Annotated in this window: 9 protein-coding genes; 7 read left to right on the top strand and 2 right to left on the bottom strand. The window is 58.1% G+C overall.

The genetic code is table 11. The features are described 5' to 3' along the window. Positions 1–294 precede the first annotated feature (294 nt). Together AC790_RS17735 and AC790_RS17740 are read right to left on the bottom strand one after the other, a co-directional pair. Complete coding sequence (locus tag AC790_RS17735; RefSeq protein ID WP_049852614.1) at positions 295–2,832, bottom strand: Ig-like domain-containing protein; 2,538 nt, start codon at positions 2,830–2,832, stop codon at positions 295–297. Positions 2,833–3,274: 442 nt separating this feature from the next. Next, complete coding sequence (locus tag AC790_RS17740; RefSeq protein ID WP_049852615.1) at positions 3,275–5,803, bottom strand: Ig-like domain-containing protein; 2,529 nt, start codon at positions 5,801–5,803, stop codon at positions 3,275–3,277. 648 nt (positions 5,804–6,451) lie between these two features. Between AC790_RS17740 and AC790_RS17745 the strand changes: the two genes are divergently transcribed. From AC790_RS17745 to AC790_RS17775, 7 genes are all read left to right on the top strand, one after another. Next, a complete protein-coding gene (locus AC790_RS17745) occupies positions 6,452–7,588 on the top strand; it encodes an efflux RND transporter periplasmic adaptor subunit (RefSeq protein ID WP_049852616.1) in 1,137 nt (378 codons plus the stop codon). A gap of 9 nt (positions 7,589–7,597) precedes the next feature. After that, complete coding sequence (locus tag AC790_RS17750; RefSeq protein WP_049852617.1) at positions 7,598–10,729, top strand: efflux RND transporter permease subunit; 3,132 nt, start codon at positions 7,598–7,600, stop codon at positions 10,727–10,729. A gap of 289 nt (positions 10,730–11,018) precedes the next feature. After that, a complete protein-coding gene (locus AC790_RS17755) occupies positions 11,019–12,419 on the top strand; it encodes an efflux transporter outer membrane subunit (protein WP_049852618.1) in 1,401 nt (466 codons plus the stop codon). A 142-nt stretch (positions 12,420–12,561) separates the two neighbouring features. Beyond that, positions 12,562–13,803: an MdtA/MuxA family multidrug efflux RND transporter periplasmic adaptor subunit gene (locus tag AC790_RS17760; RefSeq protein ID WP_049852619.1), complete on the top strand. Its 1,242-nt coding sequence runs from the start codon at positions 12,562–12,564 to the stop codon at positions 13,801–13,803. Further along, positions 13,800–16,970 (top strand): multidrug efflux RND transporter permease subunit, encoded by a 3,171-nt coding sequence (locus AC790_RS17765; RefSeq protein ID WP_049852620.1) that lies wholly within the window; start codon positions 13,800–13,802, stop codon positions 16,968–16,970. The genes AC790_RS17760 and AC790_RS17765 overlap by 4 nt, the downstream gene beginning before the upstream one ends. Continuing rightward, positions 16,967–20,071 (top strand): efflux RND transporter permease subunit, encoded by a 3,105-nt coding sequence (locus tag AC790_RS17770; RefSeq protein ID WP_049852621.1) that lies wholly within the window; start codon positions 16,967–16,969, stop codon positions 20,069–20,071. The genes AC790_RS17765 and AC790_RS17770 overlap by 4 nt, the downstream gene beginning before the upstream one ends. Continuing rightward, positions 20,072–21,475 (top strand): efflux transporter outer membrane subunit, encoded by a 1,404-nt coding sequence (locus tag AC790_RS17775; protein ID WP_049852622.1) that lies wholly within the window; start codon positions 20,072–20,074, stop codon positions 21,473–21,475. Positions 21,476–21,757: the final 282 nt, after the last annotated feature.

Below are 21,757 nucleotides of genomic sequence, written 5' to 3' on the forward strand. Positions count from 1 at the left end.
AACGACGCAAGGGACGTATGAGAAATGTCTGCTCCTTGCGGGGAGATGTGGGCTGGTCGCCATTAATGGCGCAATCGCATTCAGATAAGCGCGCAATTCAGTCACCGCAGGTTTTGTAGCGGCGAGATTTATCGCGCGTATTTATGGCGGCACCGTGCCCATCCGGGTATTGCGCAATAAATTGCGCCGCTACGGTTGGTGCAAATATCAATAAAAAAAGCCACAACGAAGTGTGGCTTTGGGTTATTGCTGTGTGCGTCTGAATACATAGACGAAGTTAAGGGTACTGCTTTGTTACACCAGTTCGGTTTTAACGCCTTGCTGGATAAGGAGCTCGGCGTCATCGCCGTGGCTATAAACGTTGTACTGAACACCGGCAACGGTGACGGTGCCATCCTGATGCACCCACTCGCTGACGTCGCTGCCTTCCGGCAGAATATCTTTCAGCTGCACGGTATCGCCTGCATCACCGCGCACCAGCAGCTGGGTTTTGCCATCGTCGATAAACAGGTTTTTCTCGCCGTGCTGCAGCAGACTGTTGATATCGACCACCAGGGTGTTATCGCCGTCGCCGCTGATATCGAACACTTCAATCGACTGGATGTTGGCGCTGTGCGCGCTGAGATCGAGCAGCTGATCGTGACCGGTCAGATACAGTTCGTCGGTCTGACCTTCGTGACCAATAATGGCGGACGAAGTGAGATCGTCGATGGTATCTACTGTGTGGATGGTGTCGTCTGAAAAAACAATGCTTGCGGTTTTCGAATCAGGATATCCATATTTAACATTATCCATCCAGAAAGGTTGTGCTGGACCAACAAAACCTAATTTGTATATATATGTATTCCCATCAAGCTCAATGAAGTTATTGTTATTCACGGTTAAAGCCGACTTTGCATTTAAGGTTACATTTTTATGTACGGTTTTTTCACCTGAACCATTAGATAGATAATAAGTTAGATTAAGCGTTATCGTTATTGCCTCGTTGTTAGGGTTGTACAAATCGACACTCAAATTAGTCGGAGGGGTTTTAGTGAATTGTACTACCATGGCAGTAGTAGGCTTGTTTATATCAACTTTTGTGCTTAATGCCGTTCTATTAAACGTTGCTGGCCCATTAACCGCGTCAACATACTCGAAGCCATATTGGTTAGCCCATATTTGAACGTTATTATTATCAAAGTGAAGAGTTCCGGCAATACTTCCACCTTCATGAAGGGTTTCAAAATCAATCATTTTCGAATAATTCCCACCAGAAGTTTCACTTTCTAACGTCAAATCAAACGCGCTTACCCATTGCGTCCCGCCTTCTTTTTGGACCTCAAATTTCCAATGTCCCTGCGCCATATCTGCAGTCGGAGACCACTCCCAATCGCCGTATTGATCTACCTCAACGCTCACGGTTTTACTGGCCCCGACATCAGGTTTGGCACGCACTTTTATAGTTGTGTTCGCCGTACCGGTGCCGTAAAGCGTTGGAGTGAGATCGTCGGTGGTATCACCGCGCTTCAGATTTACCGGATTTCTTACGTCAGTATCATCTTCCGCGATAATAATTCGTGGTGCACTTGCGTTTGCAGGCTCCAGAATCAGCTTAAACGCAGTGCTCGGCGTTGCGCTGGCATCTTTCTTCACCTGGAATGACCAGCTGCCGGTGGTCAGGTTAGCGTCTGGCGTAAATTTCCAGTTGCCGAATGCATCAACCTTTGCCGAGTATTTATTGGGGGTTGCCAGCAGTGGATGAGCCGCATCTATATAGACAATGCTGTTGGCTTCGCCGCGACCGCGCAGGGTCGGTGTAAAGTCGTCGGTGATCGCGCCGTTTGTCAGTTTGCCGGTGGTTCCCACGTCATCCCAGGCGTCATCGATAGTGGTTTTCGTACCGATATTGCTGCTCTCGACCAGCTCCAGCACAAACTGCGCCGAGCTGACGTCGCCGTTGCGCGCCTCGAAATCGTACTTGCCAGCGGCGATATTGCTGCCCGCTTCCCAGCTCCAGCTGTTGCCGGTCACGGTGGCCGCGCCGCCGGGGATCCACGCGCCGGACGTGCCTGTAAGGCGGTAGTAAACGGTAACGGAATCGCCGCCGGTGACGGTGCCTTTGAGGATTGGTGTCTGGTCATCGGTGATGGCGCCGTTTTCCAGGTCGCCGGTGGCGGTGCCGAAGTTATCCTCTGCGCCGGTAATCTCAACGGTCACCGGTTGTGGCACGCCGCCCTCGACGTTAATCACGAACGCATCAGAAACTACGCCTTCACGCAGATTACCGGCGAATATCTCGTCGGCGCGCAGGCGCAGCGTGTTGGTGCCTTCTTTCAGATCTGCAGACGGCTCGATGGTCCAGATACCGCTTTCTTTGTCCGCCACGGCGCTGCCGAGCTTGTTGCCTGCTTCATCCAACAGATAAACGATGGTGCCTTTTTGCGCCACGCCAGTCAGGGTTGGACGGGTGTCATCAGTGATGCCACCTTTGTCGAAGCTGCCGGTTTCGCCTACGTCATCAAACAGATTAAGCAGGGTTGGTGCGACGGGCGGCTTGGTATCAACCACGATGCTGAGCGGGGTGTAGTCTTCCGACTGCAAGCCGCCCTTGTCAACGTTGTACATCACGGCGTTGTAGGTGCCGTCCGGTAAATCTTCCGGCGCGGTCCAGTGCCAGTTGCCGTCTGCCTCGATGATGGTGGAGAAGTGCTGTTCGTTGATGATGATGTGCACCACGACGCCTGCTTCGTCAGGGTCGCGAGCATCTTCCCGGGATTCAAAGGCGATCTTGCCGGTGGCGAACTCTGCAACAACGGTTTCGATCGGGTCGAAAAGCTTATTGATTTTCATACATGCGTTACCTGATGTGGAATGGGTAATAATTTGTGGATTTAGCGGCCGCTAGTGACCTGGATTAGGAGAATGCCTAAAAACGACGCAAAGCACGTATGAGAAACGTCTGCTCCTGACGGAGAGAAGTGGGCTGGTCGCTATGAAGGTACAAACCGGGCTGATAGGTAACAGTTTGCTCGCTGTAGTTAGAATGTGCTTGCTGCCCCCCATCCCGGCCTTCCCCCGCAAGCGGGGGAAGGAGATGCTGCCACATGCCGCTTTAACACTCACATATGGCACATCTTCCTCCCCCGCTCGCGGGGGAGGACCGAGGAGGGGGACAGCCAGCACGGATCGAGGGGGGACAGCCAGCACTCATCTCAAAACGAAAAAAGCCACACCGAAGTGTGGCCTGGATTATTGCTGTGTGCGTCTAAAGAATCGACGAACAAATGCGGTGTTACACCAGTTCGGTTTTCACGCCTTGCTGGATAAGGAGCTCGGCGTCATCGCCGTGGCTGTAAACGTTGTACTCAACACCGGCAACGGTGACGGTGCCATCCTGATGCACCCACTCGCTGACGTCGCTGCCTTCCGGCAGGATATCTTTCAGCTGCACGGTATCGCCTGCATCACCGCGCACCAGCAGCTGGGTTTTGCCATCGTCGATAAACAGGTTTTTCTCGCCGTGCTGCAGCAGGCTGTTGATATCTACCACCAGGGTGTTATCGCCGTCGCCGCTGATATCGAACACTTCCACCGACTGGATGTCAGCGCTGTGCGCGCTGAGATCGAGCACCTGATCGTGGCCGGTTAGGTACAGCGTATCGATCTGATCTTCGTGGCCGATAATGGCGGACGAGGTGAGATCGTCGATGGCATCTACTGTGTGGATGGTGTCGTCTGTAAAAATAATGCTTGAGGTTTTAGAGTCAGGATATCCATATTTAATGTTATCCATCCAGAAAGGTTGTGCTGGACCAACAAAAGATAATTTGTGTATATATGTATTTCCATCAAGCTCAGTGAAGCTACCGTTATTAACGGTTAACACTGCTTTTGCATTTAAGGTTACATCTTTATATACGGTTGTTTCACCTGAACCATTAGATAGATAAAAAGTTAGGCCAAGCTTTATCGTTATTTTCTCGTTGTTAGGATTGTACAAATCGACACTTAAATTAGTCGGAGGTGTTTTGATAAATTGCAATACCATGGCAGTAGTAGGCTTGTTTATATCAACTTTTGTGCTTAATGCCGTTCTATTAAACGTTGCTGGCCCATTAACCGCGTCAACATACTCGAAGCCATATTGGTTAGCCCATATTTCAACATTATGATTATCAAAGTGAAGAGTTCCGGCAATACTTCCACCTTCATGGAGGGTTTCAAAATCAATCATTTTCGAATAATTTCCACCAGAAGTTTCACTTTTTAGCGTCAAATCAAACGCACTTTCCCAACGGGTCCCGCCTTCTTTTTTAACTTCAAAGGTCCAGTCGCCTTCTGTCAGCTTTTTAGGCGGTGTCCATAACCATGTACCTTGCGAATTGACGTCCACGTCATAGGTTTTTGAATTGTCACCCGTTACACGTACCTGAATGGTGGTGTTCGCCGTACCGGTGCCGTTCAGCGTCGGGGTCAGGTCGTCGGTGATACCACCGTCATAAACTTTCCCTTTCTTATCTCCGAAGTTATCACGGGCATAATCAATCTCTGGACCCGCCGCATTATCACCTTCCAGAATCAGCTTAAACGCGGTGCCCGGCGTGGCATTGGCGTCTTTCTTCACCTGGAATGACCAGCGGCCGGTGGTCAGGTTAGCGTCTGGCGTAAATTCCCAGTTGCCGGATGCATCAACCTTTGCCGAATATTTGTTGGGGGTCGCCAGCAGTGGATGGGACGCATCTATATAGACAATGCTGTTGGCTTCGCCGCGGCCGCGCAGGGTCGGTGTAAAGTCGTCGGTGATATCGCCGTTCGTCAGCTTGCCGGTGGTGCCCACGTCATCCCAGGCGTCAACGATGGTGGTTTTAGTGCTCAAACCGCTGCCTGTCGCCAGCTCCAGCACAAACTGCGCCGAGCTGACGTCGCCGTTGCGCGCCTCGAAATCGTACTTGCCGGCGGCGATGTTGCTGCCCGCTTCCCAGCTCCAGCTGTTGCCGGTCACGGTGGCCGCGCCGCCGGGGATCCACGCGCCGGACGTGCCTGTAAGGCGGTAGTAAACGGTAACGGCATCGCCGCCAGTGACGGTGCCTTTGAGGATTGGCGTCTGGTCATCGGTGATGGCGCCGTTTTCCAGGCCGCCGGTGGCGGTGCCGAAGTTGTCCTCTGCGCCGGTAATCTCAACGGTCACCGGTTGTGGCGTGCCGCCCTCGACGTTAATCACGAACGCATCAGAAACCACACCTTCACGCAGGTCGCCGGCGAAGATTTCGTCGGCGCGCAGGCGCAGCGTGTTGGTGCCTTCTTTCAGGTCTGCGGACGGCTCGATGGTCCAGATACCGCTTTCTTTATCCGCCACGGCGCTGCCGAGCTTGTTGCCTGCTTCATCCAACAGATAAACGGTGGTGCCTTTTTGCGCCACGCCGGTCAGGGTTGGACGGGTGTCATCGGTGATGCCGCCTTTGTCGAAGCTGCCGGTTTCGCCGACGTCATCGAACAGATTAAGCAGTGTTGGTGCGACTGGCGGCGTGGTATCAACCACGATGCTGAGCGGGGTGTAGTCTTCCGACTGCAAGCCGCCCTTATCAACGGTGTACATCACGGCGTTGTAGGTACCGTCCGGTAAATCTTCCGGCGCGGTCCAGTGCCAGTTACCGTCTGCCTCGATGATAGCGGTGAAGTGCTGTTCGTTGATGATGATGTGCACCACCGAGTCCGCTTCTGTAGGATCGCGAGCATCCTCCCGGGATTCAAAGGCGATCTTGCCGGTGGCGAACTCTACAACAACGGTTTCGATCGGGTCGAAAAGCTTATTGATTTTCATCTATGCGTTACCTGATGTGGAATGGGGAAAAGTTTTGGATTTAGCGGCCGCTAGTGACCTGGATTAGGAGAATGCCTAAAAACAGCGCAAAGGACGTATGAGAAACGTCTGCTCCTGAAGGGGATAAATCTGGTGCTCGCTGTCCCCCTCCTCGGTCCTCCCCCATAAATGGGGGAGGAAGACGCTGCCAGATGTGCGTTGGGGAGCGGCATGTGGCAGCGTCTCCTTCCCCCGCTGGCGGGGGAAGGCCGGGATGGGGGATAGCGAGCACATGCAAAATTTCAGGCTGACCTCCGCCGATGGCGAACGAAAGTCGCACCGAGCAGTTTGCCGGTCGCCATTAATGGCGCCCCTACAAAACCGGTGAGTCCGAATGTGATGATTGTCGTAATACAAAACCGGTGAGTCCGGATGTGAGGATTGTCGTAATACAAAACCGGTGAGTCCGAATGTGACAATGGTCGTACGCGGTGAAACCCACAAAACGCTAAAAATTCCAACGATTTATCGCACGAAAGGTTTACCATTTTCCTTTGGAAAATATATTTTACGCAACCTTAACAACCGCGCGTTTCCCGCCTCCCTACAATGACCCTCCAGAGTCATTCCCTTCGTGACTATTCACCTCCTATCTTTTAGAGAGCAACTATGCGCCTGAAACTTCTTTCTGCCAGCGCGGTGTTTTTACTGGCAGCCTGTGACCAGGGCGGAGCCAAGCCCGCCGCACCCGCAACGCCGCAGGTTGGTGTTGTGAACCTGAAAGCGCAACCCGTTACGATTGTCACCCAACTGCCGGGCCGAACCACGGCGGTGCGTACCGCGCAGGTGCGTCCGCAGGTCAGCGGCGTAATTGAAAAAATCCTGTTCACCGAAGGCGGCGAAGTGAAAGCCGGTCAGCCGCTGTATCAGATCGATCCCGCCACCTACCAAGCGGCCTACGACAAAGCGATGGCAACGTGGCAAAACGATGCGATGGTAGTGAAACGCTATCAGCCGCTGGCCAGCGCGCACGCCATCAGCCAGCAAACTTACGACGATGCCGTGGCCGCCGCGCGTGCAGCGCAGGCCGACGTGGAAACCGCTAAGGTCAATCTCGATTACACGCTGGTGAAAGCGCCGATTGCCGGCCACATCAGCCGTTCGCTGTATACCGCCGGTGCGCTGGTCACCAACGGCCAAACCGACTATCTCGCCACCATTACCCAGCTCGATCCGATCTACGTCGATGTCAGCGAATCGGCGACCGATCTACTGCGTCTGCGCCGCGCGCTGGCCGACGGCAAAATTGCCAAAGTGGATGACAACACCGCCGCGGTGGGCTTAACGCTGGAAGACAACAGCCAGTACGGCGAGCAGGGCAAGCTGGCGTTTTCAGAAGTGAACGTCGATACCGCCACCGGCACCGTGGTGCTGCGCGCGGTGTTCCCCAACGCGCACAACGAACTGCTGCCCGGCATGTACGTGCACGCCAGCTTCCCGCAGGGCATTCAGCAGCAGGGCATTTTGCTGCCGCAGGAGGCGATCATGCATGACAGCAAAGGCCAGCCGTATGTCTTCGTGGTGAAAAGCGACAGCACCATCGAGCAGCGCAGCATCCACACCGGCGAGATGATCAAAGGGGAATGGCTGGTGACAGCGGGCCTGCAGCAGGGGGAAAACGTGGTGGTGAATAACCTGCAAAGCGTGCGCAGCGGGGTGAAAGTCACCACCGCCGCCGCCAACACCAACGACACGCCATCCGCCAATGCGGTCAGTCTTTCGATGACTGACGCAGCAGCGCAATAAGGGGGCGGCATGTCGAAGTTTTTTATTGAACGTCCGATCTTTGCCTGGGTTATCGCGATTATCGTGATGCTGGTGGGCGCAATCGCTGCCATCAGCCTGCCAGTCAATCAATATCCCAACATCTCCGCGCCTGCGGTCTCAATTTCGGTGACCTATCCGGGGGCCAGCGCCGAAACCACGCAAAACACCGTGGTGCAGGTGATTGAGCAGCAGCTCAACGGTTTGGATGGTTTGCGCTATCTGGAATCAAGCAGTGCCTCAGACGGCAGCGCGCAGATCATCGCCACCTTTAATCAGGGCATCAATCCGGATATCGCTCAGGTGCAGGTGCAGGATCGCGTGTCGCTGGCGGAGTCGCAGCTGCCCACCGACGTGACGCAGCAAGGGATCCGCATCCGTAAGTACCAGAAAAACTTCATGATGGTGATCGGGCTGATCTCTAAAGACGGCAAGCTGACCAACGGCGATCTCGCCGACATGCTGGTGTCGAAGCTGGAAGATCCGATCTCACGCACGCCGGGCGTTGGTGACTTTATGGTGCTGGGATCGGAGTACGCGATGCGCATCTGGCTCGATCCGGCCAAGTTGTACAAATACAACCTGATTCCCAGCGATGTCACTACCGCGATCGATAACCAGAACGTGCAGGTGTCGTCCGGTTCGCTCGGCGGTTTGCCGACCATTCAGGGAGCGAAAACCGAGGCGACGATTCTCGGCAAAACCCGTTTCACTACCGTGCAGCAGTTTGAGAATGTGCTGCTGAAAGTGAACAGCGATGGCTCGCAGGTGCGACTGAAAGATGTGGCCAGCGTGGCGCTGGGGCCGCAGAGCTACGGTATTGATGCCACGCTGAACGGCAAGCCCGCCGCCGGTATCGCGCTGCGTCTGGCAACCGGTGCTAACGAACTGGATACCGCCAAAGCGGTGCGGCAAACCATCGCCGACTTAAAAGAGTCGCTGCCGGATAACGTCGAGATTCAGTACCCGTACGACACCTCGCCGGTGGTCAGCGCCTCGATTGAAGAGGTGGTAAAAACGCTGATTGAAGCGGTAGTTTTAGTGTTCTTCGTGATGCTGATCTTCCTGCAAAACCTGCGCGCTACGCTGATCACCACGCTGGTGGTGCCGGTGGTGCTGTTGGGTACTTTCGGCATTTTGTCGGCGTTTGGTTACAGCATTAATACCTTAACCATGTTCGGCATGGTGCTGGCCATCGGACTGCTGGTGGATGATGCGATTGTGGTGGTGGAGAACGTCGAGCGGGTGATGCACGAAGAGCAGCTCGACCCAAAAGCCGCCACCATCAAATCGATGCAGCAGATTCAGGGCGCGCTGTTTGGCATCGCGCTGGTGCTGTCGGCGGTGCTGCTGCCGATGGCGTTCTTCTCCGGATCAACCGGTGTGATCTACCGCCAGTTCTCCATCACTATCGTGTCGGCGATGGCGCTGTCGGTGATCATGGCGCTGATCTTCACCCCGGCGCTGTGCGCCACCCTGCTGAAACCGGCGGCGGCGGAGCACAAAACCACTGGCTTCGCCGGCTGGTTCAACCGCAAGTTCGACAGCGGCGCGATGCATTACACCAACGGCGTCAGTAAAGTGATCTCCCGTCGCGGCCTGTTCCTGGTGATCTATCTGATGATCGTCGGCGTGACGGGCTTTTTGTTCACCCGCGTGCCCACCACCTTCCTGCCAGCTGAAGATCAGGGCCTGATGATGGTGCAGATGACGCTGCCGGTGAACGCCTCGTCACAGCGTACCCAGCAGGTGATTAACGATCTCAACGCCTATCTGGAGCAGAACGAAGCCTCGGTGGTGACCACCACCTTTGGCGTGGCGGGCTTTAACTTTGCCGGTCGCGGCCAGAGCAACGCCATGGCCTTTGTGCGGCTGAAAGATTGGGGCGATCGTACCCACGGCGGGCAAAGCGTGCAGGATCTCGCCAACCGCGTGATGGCGCACTTCGCCAACTACCAGAACGCCAAAATCTTCGCCATGGTGCCGCCAGCGGTGATGGAGCTGGGCAACGCCACCGGTTTCGATCTCTATCTGCAGGACACCGGCGCGCACAGCCATCAGCAGATGATGGATGCCACGCATCAGCTGATTACGCTGGCGAACAACGATCCGCATCTGGCGCAGGTGCGCCTCAACGGGCTGGAGGATGAACCGCAGTATCAGCTGGAGATCAATGACGAGAAGGCTAGCGCGCTCGGCCTGAGCATGACCGACATCAACAACACCTTGTCGGTGGCGTGGGGCTCCAGCTACATCGATCAGTTCATGTACAACGGCCGCGTGAAAGAGGTGTATCTGATGGGCAAAGCGGATTCACGCGTTACGCCATCGGATCTGGATAAATGGTACTTCCGCAACAGCAGCGGCAGCATGGTGCCATTCTCCGCCTTTGCCTCGGGCAAATGGGTGTACGGATCGCCACACTTCGAACGCTTTAACGGCTTAACCGCCGAGGAGATTCTTGGGTCACCTGCGCCGGGCCAAAGTACCGGCGAAGCCATGAAAGCGGTGGAACAGCTGGCGAAACAGCTGCCGCACGGTTTCCGCGTGCAGTGGTACGGCATTTCCTATGAGGAGCAGGCGTCCGGTAGCCAAACCACCCAGCTCTATCTGATCTCGATTGTGGTGGTGTTCCTGTGTCTGGCGGCGCTGTACGAGAGCTGGTCGATTCCGTTCTCGGTGATCATGGTGGTGCCGCTCGGCATCCTCGGCACCATCAGCGCGGTGCTGCTGCGCGGTTTGCAGAATGATGTGTTCTTCCAGGTGGGCCTGCTGACTACGGTGGGGCTGGCGGCGAAAAACGCCATCCTGATCGTCGAGTTCGCCAAAGAGCTGCATGAGCGCGAAGGCAAAACGCTGGTGGAAGCGGCGGTAGAAGCGGCGCGGCTGCGTATCCGGCCGATCATTATGACTTCGATGGCGTTTATCCTCGGCGTGCTGCCACTCACCATTTCTAACGGCGCAGGCGCGGGCAGCCAGCACTCGATCGGTACCGCAGTGGCGGGCGGCATGATCACCGCCACCTTCCTCGCCATCTTCTTTGTGCCGATGTTTTACGTGGTGGTTTCACAGCTGTTTGCGCGCAAGAAAAAAACCTCCCCAGAGGTCGTGCAAGAGCGTTAAGCGGTCGCCATGAATGGCGACCCTACGTGTGAGGCGCAGTGAGGTGTGTTACGCAGGGTGCGCATTAATGCGCAACTGGCAAACTGCACGGCGCAAAGAGTCGCGGCATAAATCAAGCGCGCAGGAACTTGTAGCGGCGCAATTTATTGCGCAATGCCGGGATGGGCAAGATGCGGGCATCAAGGAGGGCGATGAATCGCGCCGCTACGGAAGCGTGCTCGTATTAGTAGGGTGCGCATTAATGCGCACCTGGCAAACTGCACGGCATAACATATTGAGAATATTGACAATGAACAGTAAAAATCTCCGCCTGGCGCTGTTGCCGCTGGCGTTGGTGCTGGCCGGTTGTACGCTGGCGCCGCACTATCAGCGTCCGGCAATGCCGGTGGACGCCAAATACGACCAGCCAACGCCGGTCGGTAACGTGGCCGATCTGCCGTGGCAGAACTTCTTCACCGATGCCACGCTGCACAACCTGATTCAGCTGTCGCTCGACAACAACCGCGATCTGCGCGTGGCGGCGCTGAATGTCGAAGAGGCGCAGCAGGGCGTGACGGTGCAGCGCGCGGCGATGATGCCGTCAATCAGCGCCAGCGCCAGCCAGACCTCGGCGCATGAACCGGCCAATCTCTACAACACCAAAAGCACCGGCGCGGTGACCTATCACGAACTCAACAGCGGTTTGAACGTCACCTCATGGGAGCTGGACTTCTTTGGCCGCCTGCAGAGCCTGAGCGATCAGGCGCAGGAAACCTACCTGTCGAGCGCCGCCACCGAACGCGCCACGCGCATTTCGCTGATTTCCGAAGTGGCGACGGCGTGGCTGACGCTGAGTTCGGATAACGATCTGCTGCATCTGGCGCAACGTACTGCGCAAAGCCAGCAGGAGTCGTATCGCATCACCCAACTCAGCTATAACGGCGGCGCCAGCAGCGCGATGGATCTGGCGCAGGCCGAAAGCACGGTGCGCGCGGCGCAGGCAGACGTGGCGAGCTACACGCGCCAGGTGCGGCAGGATGTTGATGCGCTGCGCCTGCTGGTCGGCACCGATCTGCCCGCCACGCTGCTGTCACACGCCACGCTCGATGCCCACTGGCAGTTCCCGGCCACGCCCGCCGGATTGCCGTCGGATCTGCTGACGCGTCGTCCGGATATCATGGCTGCTGAGCATACGCTGAAAGCGGCCAACGCCAATATCGGCGCGGCGCGGGCCGCCTTCTTCCCCAGCATCACGCTGACGGCGTCCGGCGGATCCACCAGCAGCTCGCTCGGCAGTTTGCTGGGCGGCGGCACCGGCGCGTGGTCGTTTATGCCGTCGATTAACCTGCCGATTTTTGACGGCGGTAAAAATACCGCTAACCTCAACATCGCGCATATCGAGAAACGCATTGAAATTGCTGACTATGAGAAGGCGATCCAGACCGCGTTTAAAGAGGTGAATGATGCGCTGGCCGGGCAGGATACCTGGCAGGATCAGCTGACGGCGCTGCAGCAGGAGGTTGGTGCCAATCAGCGCGACTACGACTATTCCGAATTGCGCTTTAAGCAGGGCGTCGACAATTATCTCAATGTGTTAGTGGCCCAGCGATCGCTTTACAGTTCGCAGCAGTCACTGATCGGCGCGCATCTCGGCCAGCTCAGCCAGAAAATCACCTTGTACAAGGCGCTGGGCGGCGGCTGGCAATCCTGAATCTCTTAACGAAACCCTTACGGTTCGCGTATGGAATTCGCGCGGGCATTCAGCCGATAATGCGCGCAGTGATGATTTCCCATTGAAATAATCCCCTGTTTTACAGGGGATTTTCCGTTTCCTTGTTAACCTGAAGACTCTGATGACAAACAACGCTTCCCGCTCCTCCTCTTTCCGCTGGCTGAAATGGCTGCTTCTTTTGCTTGTGCTGTTACTGGTAGCGGGCGTGGTCTGGCGCGTGGTTGGCGGGCACGGCGGCATGCCGCCCGGCGCAGAGAAGGGCGCGCGCGGTGGACATCGCGCTGGCGCGGGCGGCCCGCCGGGCATGGCGATGATGGGCGGCGCGACGCTGGTGCACAGCGGCGTGGCCAGCACGGCGGATGTGCCGCAGTATCTCAATGCGCTCGGCACGGTGATCCCCAACGCCAGCGTCACGGTGACCAGCCGCGTGGCCGGTCAGCTGGAAAAAGTGTTCTTCACCGAAGGGCAGAAAGTCAGCGCCGGTCAGCTGCTGGCGCAGATCGATCCGCGCAGCTATCAGGCGACGCTGGCGCAGTATCAGGGCGATCTCAATCAGAACCAGGCGTTGCTGAAAAGCGCGCAGTTAACGCTGGTGCGTTATCAGAAACTGGCGGCGCAGGATTCGCTGTCGCGTCAGGATCTCGACACGCAAACCGCCACCGTTGGGCAATATAAAGGTGCGGTGGCCGCCGATGAAGCGCAGATCGCCAGCGCCAAGCTGGATATCGAATACGCGCGCATCACCTCGCCGATTAGCGGACGTGTCGGCTTACGTCTGGTCGATCCCGGCAACATGGTGCAAACCAGCGATACCACCGGCATTGTGGTGGTGACGCAGATGCAGCCCGCCGCCGTCACCTTCAGCGTGCCGCAAAGCAACATTCCGCAGCTGACCAAAGCGCTGCACGGCGGACAAAGCTTACCGGCCACCGCCTTCGATCAGGACAACAGCACCCCGCTGGCGCAGGGCGAGGTGCAGTTCATCAGCAACCAGATTGATACCGCAACCGGCACCATCGCGCTCAAAGCCACCTTCCCGAACGAAGATGAAGCGCTGTTCGCCAACCAGTTTGTGAACCTGCGTTTGCAAACCAGCATCCTGAAAAATGCCACGGTGATTCCGGCGCAGGCGCTGCAGTTGAGCAGCGACGGCAGCTTCGTGTTTGTGATTAATAAAGACAACACCGTGACGCGCAAAGCCGTCACCACCGGGCCAACGTTCGGTGACGATCAGCAGGCGATCCTTAAAGGCGTGGAACCGGGCGATCGTCTGGTGACCGAGGGCATTGATCGTCTGACCAACGGCAGCAAAGTGCAGCTGGCCGATGAGAGCAAAACCGGCGCGAGCGCGGCAAGCCAATGAATCCGTCGCGCCTGTTTATCCAGCGTCCGGTCGCCACCATCCTGCTGATGGTCGGCGTGCTGATCGCCGGGATTTTCTCCTATCGCTTTCTCTCGACTTCGGCGCTGCCGCAGGTGGATTACCCGACCATTCAGGTCACCACGCTCTATCCCGGCGCCAGCCCGGATGTGATGGCGTCATCGGTTACCTCGCCGCTGGAGCGCCAGCTGGGGCAGATGGCCGGATTGAGCCAGATGACCTCGACCAGCTCGAGCGGATCGTCCATCGTTACGCTGAAGTTCAGCCTCGATCTGTCGCTGGATGTCGCCGAGCAGGAAGTGCAGGCGGCAATCAACGCGGCCAATAATCTGCTGCCGAGCGATCTGCCGAATCCGCCGACCTATAAAAAGGTTAACCCGGCCGATACCGCAGTGATCACCCTGGCGGTAAGCTCCGACACGCTGCCGCTGACCCAGGTGCAGGATCTGGTCAACACGCGCGTGGCGCTCAAGCTGTCGCAGATTAACGGCGTCGGCATGGTGACGCTGGCGGGCGGCCATCAGCCAGCGATTCGCGTGCAGATGGATCCGAAAGCGCTGGCGGCGCATAAGCTGTCGCTGGAAGACGTCAATACGCTCATCAGCAACAGCAATGTTAACGGCTCGAAAGGCGGCTTCGACGGCAAATATCACTCGGTGACCATCGACGCCAACGACCAGCTGCGCACCGCCGATGAGTACGGCAATCTGATCATCACCTATCAAAACGGCGCGGCGCTGCGGCTGAAAGATATCGCGCATATCGAACAAGGACCGGAGAACAGCTTCCAGTCGGCGTGGGCGAATAACAGCCCGGCGATTGTGGTCAGCGTGCAGCGCCAGCCCGGCGCCAACGTGATTCAGGTGGTCGACAGCATCAAAGCGCAGCTGCCAAAGCTGCAGGCGGCGCTGCCGGACGGCGTGAAGATGAGCATTCTCTCCGATCGCACGCAAACCATTCGCGCCTCGATCAGCGACGTGCAATTTGAGCTGATGCTGTCGGTGGCGCTGGTGGTGATGGTGACGTTCCTGTTCCTGCGCAACGTGGCGGCGACGCTGATTCCGAGCGTGGCGGTGCCGCTGTCGCTGATTGGCACCTTCGGCGTGATGTATCTGGCCGACTTCAGCCTGAATAACCTGTCGCTGATGGCGCTGACCATCGCCACCGGCTTCGTTATCGATGATGCGATTGTGGTGGTGGAGAACATTTCGCGGCGGCTGGAGGAGGGCGAAACGCCGATGCAGGCGGCACTGAAAGGCTCGCAGCAGATTGGCTTCACCATTATTTCGCTGACCTTCTCGCTGATTGCGGTGCTGATCCCGTTGCTGTTTATGGGCGATGTGGTCGGACGGCTATTCCGCGAATTCGCCATCACGCTGGCGGTGTCGATTCTGGTGTCGATGGTGGTGTCACTGACGCTCACGCCGATGCTGTGCGCTTATCTTTTGCAGCACATTCCGCCGGAGAAACAGTCGCGCTTTTCGCGCAAAGGCGGCGAGCTGTTCGACAAGCTGGTGCGCGGTTACGACCGCCTGCTGACGGTGGTGCTGAATCATCAAAAACTGACGCTGCTGGTGGCGCTGGCGACTTTTGCGCTCACCGCGCTGCTGTATATCGCCATCCCGAAAGGCTTCTTCCCGACTCAGGATACCGGCCTGATTCAGGGCGTTACCGTGGCGTCGCAGGATGTGTCGTTTAGCGAGATGTCGAAGCGCCAGCAGGCATTGGCAAAAGTGATTCTGCAAAACCCATCGGTGGAGAGTTTGTCATCGACCATCGGCATCGACGGCAGCAACACCAGCCTGAACAGCGGGCGCATCCAGATCAACCTCAAGTCGTTTGACGATCGCGATGATAAAGCCGACGTGGTGATCACCCAGCTGCAGCAAGCGGCGGCGCAGGTGGCGGGTATTCAACTCTATCTGCAACCGGCGCAGGATTTAACCGTTAACGATCAGGTCTCGCCGAGCCAGTATCAGTTCACACTCGATGATGCCGACAGCGAAAACCTGGTGAGCTGGACGCCGAAAATGGTCGCCGCGTTGCAGCAGCGTCCGGAGTTTAACGGCGTGGTAAGCAATCTGCAGGATCAGGGCCGCGTGGCCTACGTGGAATTGAACCGTGATAAGGCGGCGCGCTACGGCATTACCGCCGCCGATGTCGACACCGCGCTGTATAACAGTTTCGGCCAGCGGCTGGTCTCCACCATCTTTACCCAGGCCAATCAGTATCGCGTGGTGCTGGAAGTGGCGCCGCAGTACCAGCAATCTCCGGCGTCGTTTGATGACGTCTATCTGCCGGTCACCAGCAGCAGCAGCTCATCCAGCGACGACAGCAGCACGTCGACCTCCTCAGATGACACCAGCACAACGACCGGCATGGTGAAACTGACCTCGATCGCTACCATTCATCAGCGCACCGGCTCGCTGATGCACATGCGCCTAAATCAGTTCCCGGCGGTGATGGTGTCGTTCAACCTCAACAGCGGTTATTCGCTGGAGGATGGGCAGAAGGCGATTGCCGAGGTGGCGCAGCAGCTGAATCTGCCGTCGAGCATTACCCTGCGTTATCAGGGCGAAACCTCGGCGTTCCAGAGCGCTACCGGCAACACGCTGTGGCTGATTCTGGCGGCGCTAATCACCATGTACGTGGTGCTCGGCATTCTGTATGAGAGTTTTATCCATCCGGTGACCATCCTCTCAACGCTGCCGTCGGCAGCGGTTGGCGCCTTGCTGACGCTCTTGCTAGCGGGCAGTGAGTTCAGCCTGATCGCGCTGATTGGCGTGATTCTGCTGATCGGCATCGTCAAAAAGAACGCGATTATGATGATCGACTTCGCGCTCGAGGCGGAGAACAAACAGCACATGAGCGCGCGCGAGGCGATTCATCAGGCCTGTTTGCTGCGCTTCCGCCCGATTCTGATGACCACCATGGCGGCGCTGCTCGGCGCGCTGCCGCTGATGCTGGCGTCCGGTTCCGGTGCCGAACTGCGCCAGCCGCTCGGGTTGGTAATTGTCGGCGGGCTGATTGTCAGCCAGGTGCTGACGCTGTTCTCCACGCCGGTGATCTACCTGTGGTTTGATGGCATCGCGCAGCGCGGCAAGCGCTATATGCAGCGCAAGCAGCAACAGGCGCGGGGCGATCAATGAACTTAACCCGGCTGTTTATCTTCCGTCCGGTTGCCACGCTGCTGCTGACGCTGGCGATCCTGCTGCTCGGTGCGCTGGGCTATCGGCTATTACCGGTGGCGCCGCTGCCGCAGGTGGATTTCCCCACCATTATGGTGAGCGCCAGCCTGGCCGGTGCCAGCCCGGAAACCATGGCGGCGACCGTGGCGACGCCGCTGGAGCGTTCGCTTGGGCAAATTGCTGGCGTCAGCGAAATGACCTCGACCAGTTCGCAGGGATCGACCAGCGTGATTTTGCAGTTTGATCTCGATCGCGACATCAACGGCGCGGCGCGTGACGTGCAGGCGGCGATCAACGCCGCGCGCAGCCTGCTGCCGAGCGCAATGGAGTCGCTGCCGACTTACCGCAAAGCCAACCCCTCGGATGCGCCGATTGTGATGCTGGCGCTGACTTCCGCCACGCGCACGCCGGGCGAACTTTACGATCTGGCCGAAAGCAAAATTGAGCAGGCGATGGGCCAGGTAAAAGGCGTGGGCGAAGTGTCGCTGATGGGCAGCGCCTTGCCGGCGGTGCGCATCGACCTGCAGCCGCTGAAGCTGACGCAGTACGGCATTTCGCTCGACACGGTGCGCAGCGCCATCGCCAACGGCACCACCAACAAGCCGAAGGGCATTTTGCAGGGCAGCAGCCAATCCTGGGTGGTGGACAGCAACGGCCAGCTGGATAAAGCCGCGCAGTATCAGGATCTGATCGTTAGCTATCAGGACGGCAAAGCGGTGCGCCTGCACGATGTCGCCACGGTGTACGATTCGGTGGAAGATCAGTATCAGGCCGGTTTCCTGGATTCGATGCCGTCGGTGATGGTGGGCATCAAGCGCCAGGCCGGTGCCAATATGCTCGACACCATTGATGCCATCAAAGCACAGCTGCCAGCGCTGGAGAGAGATCTGCCCGCCGATACCCAGCTGAAAGTGGTGGTGGACCGTTCACCGACGGTGCGCGCCTCGCTGTACGACACCGAAGAGACGCTGCTGGTGGCGATGCTGCTGGTGATCGCCGTGGTGTTTGTCTTCCTGCGTAACGTACAGGCGGTGGTGATTCCGGCGCTGGCGCTGCCGGTGTCGCTGATTGGCACCTGCGCGGTGATGTATCTGCTCGGCTACAGCCTCGATAACCTGTCGCTGATGGCGCTGATTATCGCCACCGGCTTTGTGGTGGATGATGCGATTGTGGTGCTGGAAAACATTACGCGCCATATCGAAGAGGGACTCAGCCCACTGCGTGCGGCGCTGCGTGGTGCACAGGAGGTGAGTTTTACCGTGCTGTCGATGACTATGTCACTGATTGCGGTGTTCATCCCGATTCTGCTGATGGGCAGCATCGTCGGCCGCCTGTTCCGCGAGTTTGCCGTGACGCTGACGGTGTCGCTGCTGATCTCGATGTTTGTGTCGCTGAGCCTAACGCCGATGCTGTGCGCGCGCTTACTCAAGCCAAAAGCGAAAGTCACTCAGCGGCCGCATCCGCTGTATCAGTTTATCGAAAACCGGCTCAATGGGTTGCTGGCGGCCTACTCGCGCGGATTAACCTGGGTGATGGCGCACCAAAAGCTGACGATGTTCAGCCTGGTGCTGACCGTGCTGCTCAATCTGTTCCTGTTCTCGGTGGTACAAAAAGGCTTCTTCCCGAATCAGGATACTGGCCTGCTGATGGGCGCGCTGCGGGCCGATCAGAACATCTCTTTTCAGGCGATGAAGCCGAAAATGCTGCAGTTCACCAAAATTATCCAGTCCGATCCGGCGGTGGAGAGCGTGATGTCGTCGATGGGCAGCGGCATGTTTGGTTCGCGCAACAGCGCCAACTTCTTTGTGCGGCTGAAGGATTTTGATCAGCGCGATGCCACCGCCACCGAAGTGGCCAACCGCCTGAGTCTGAAGACCAGCCATATCGCCGGGGCGCAGATGTTCCTGATGGCGGCGCAGGATCTGCATATCGGCGGACGCAGCGCCAACGCCACCTATCAATACAGCCTGCAGGCCGACGATCTCGATCTGCTGCGCGAGTGGACGCCGAAAGTGCAGGCGGCGCTGGCAGCCATCCCGCAGCTCAACAGCGTCGACTCCGATGCGCAAACCGGCGGCCAGGAAGTGGTGATCAACATCGATCGCGATCGCGCCACCCGGCTCGGCGTTAACGTGCAGATGCTTGATACCATGCTGAATAACGCCTTCAGCCAGCGCCAGGTCGCCACGCTGTATCACACCCTCAATCAGTATCACGTGGTGATGTCGCTGCAGGATAGTTACACGCGCGATCCGGCGATTCTCCAGCAGCTGTATGTGATTAACGACAGCGGCGATCGCGTGCCGCTGGCGGCGTTCGCCAATTTCAAAGGCGGCAACGCGCCGCTGTCGGTGGCGCATCAGGGCCAATCGGCCACCAGCACCGTGGCCTTCAACCTTAACGATGGCGTATCGCTGGAGCAGGCGCAGGCGCTGATCAAGCAGGCGATGGCGCAGCTCGGTTTGCCGTCCACCATTCAGGCCGGTTTTGCCGGCACGGCGGCGGCGTTTGCCCAGCTCACCGCCACCATGCCGTGGCTGATTATCGCGGCGCTGGCGGCGGTGTATATCGTGCTCGGCGTGCTGTATGAGAGCTATATCCATCCAATCACTATTCTCTCAACGCTGCCGTCGGCGGGCGTCGGGGCGCTGTTACTGCTGCTGCTCACCAATACGCAGCTGACGGTGATCGCGCTGATCGGCATCATCCTGCTGATCGGTATCGTGAAAAAGAACGCCATTATGATGATCGACTTTGCCATTCACGCCGAGCGCACGCAGGGCATGTCGCCGCAGCAGGCGATTACCCAAGCCTGTCTGATGCGCTTCCGTCCGATCATGATGACCACGCTGGCCGCCTTCTTCGGCGCGCTGCCGCTGGCGCTGGGCAGCGGTGGCGATGCTGACTTGCGCAGCCCGCTCGGCATGGCGATTGCCGGTGGTCTGGCGCTGAGCCAGCTGCTGACGCTGTTTACTACGCCGGTGGTTTATCTCTGGCTCGATCGTTTAAGCCGTGCCACGCAGCGTCAGTGGCTGCGGTTGCGTCATGTGGAATCCCGATAGATGAAAATGTCCGTGCAAATAACTCCCGTCCTGCTGGCGCTGTTGCTAGCCGGTTGTGCCGTTGGCCCCGATTATCAGCGCCCCACCATGGCGATGCCGACCCATTTTAAAGAGGCCAAAGACTGGCAACAGGCGACGCCGCAGGATACCGCCAGCAAAGGCGAGTGGTGGCGGGTGTATCACGACGCCACGCTGGATAGCCTGCTGAAACAGGTCAGTATCTCCAATCAGAACGTCGCCAGCTATGCCGCGCAGTACCGTGAAGCGCAGGCGCTGACTGCGCAATCACGCGCCGCGCTGTTGCCGTCGCTGGGTTATGACGCCAGCAGCACGCGCAGCGGCAGCCGCGCCAGTACCAGTGGACAACGCAGCGTCAGCAACAGCCATGCCGCCGATCTCAGCGCCAGCTGGGAGCTGGATCTGTGGGGCAAACTGCGCCGCACGCTGGAGGAGAACAACGCCAGCGCCGAGGCCAGCAAAGCCGAACTGGCGAATATCACCCTGAGCGCGCAGTCCGAACTGGCGCAGGACTATTTCCAGCTGCGCATCATCGACGAGAAAATCGCGCTCTATCAGCGCAGCATTGATGCTTATCAGCGTTATCTGACGGTGATTGAAAACAAATATGCCGCTGGCAGCGAATCGCGCGCCACCTTAGCGCAGGCGCAGATGCAGCTGGAGAGCGCTCGCGCCTCGGCGCAGGATTATCAGTGGCAGCGCGCGCAGATGGAGCATGCGATTGCGTTGCTGCTGGGCCGCGCACCGGCTGATTTTTCACTGCCGGTGGCGAAGCTGGATGCCGCGTTACCTGAGATCCCCAATAGCCTGCCCTCGCAGCTGCTGCAGCGTCGTCCCGATATCGCCTACGCCGAACGTAACGTGGCGGCGGCCAATGCGGCAGTCGGCGTGGCGATTGCCGGTTACTATCCCGATCTGACGCTAAGCGCCAGCGGCGGCGTGAGTTCATCGGCGATCAATAGCTTGTTCTCGCTGCCCAATCGTGTCTGGTCATTGGGGCCGGAGCTGAGCGGCACGCTGTTAGATTTCGGGGCCACCTCGTCGAAGGTGGAGCAGGCGCGCGCCGCCTATGATGCCAGCGTCGCCAGCTATCGCCAGGCGGTGCTGACGGGCATGGGCGAAGTGGAAGATTATCTGGTGCAGCTGAATACCCTGCAGGGCGAGATCGCCTCGCAGCAGCGCGCCACCGACGCGGCGCAGGAATCGGCGCGGGTCACGCGCAATCAGTATGATGCCGGGATGATCGACTATCTTGATGTCGCCACCACCGAGAACAGCAGCCTGAGCGCGCAGCAGAGTTTGCTGTCATTGCAGAGCACCCAGTGGGTCAGTAGCGTGGCGCTGATCGCCGCCCTCGGCGGCGGCTGGCAGGCGGATTCGCAGTAACCCAGGTCGCCATGAATGGCGACCCTACGGGACAGTCAGCCGCTGGAGGCTAAGAAGATGCATTGCTATTGCAGCGCGGGTGTTGAGGCGACATCCCTCCCCGCTGAGCGAGTGAGGGATTCCAGGGCGAGCCGCAGGGATGCGGCGAGAGGCGGCGCTGAGCAGGAGCGAATCGCCGCCGGTCCGTCAGGAATCGTGAACGAGTGAAGGCACCGCGAAGCGGCGGGGCGGGCTGGCGCAAGGCCCGGGAGTGAAGAGGGCGTGGCCAGACGCCCTCTTCTC

It is taken from the genome of Pantoea sp. RIT-PI-b, from assembly GCF_001187905.1.
Taxonomy (GTDB): domain Bacteria; phylum Pseudomonadota; class Gammaproteobacteria; order Enterobacterales; family Enterobacteriaceae; genus Pantoea; species Pantoea nemavictus.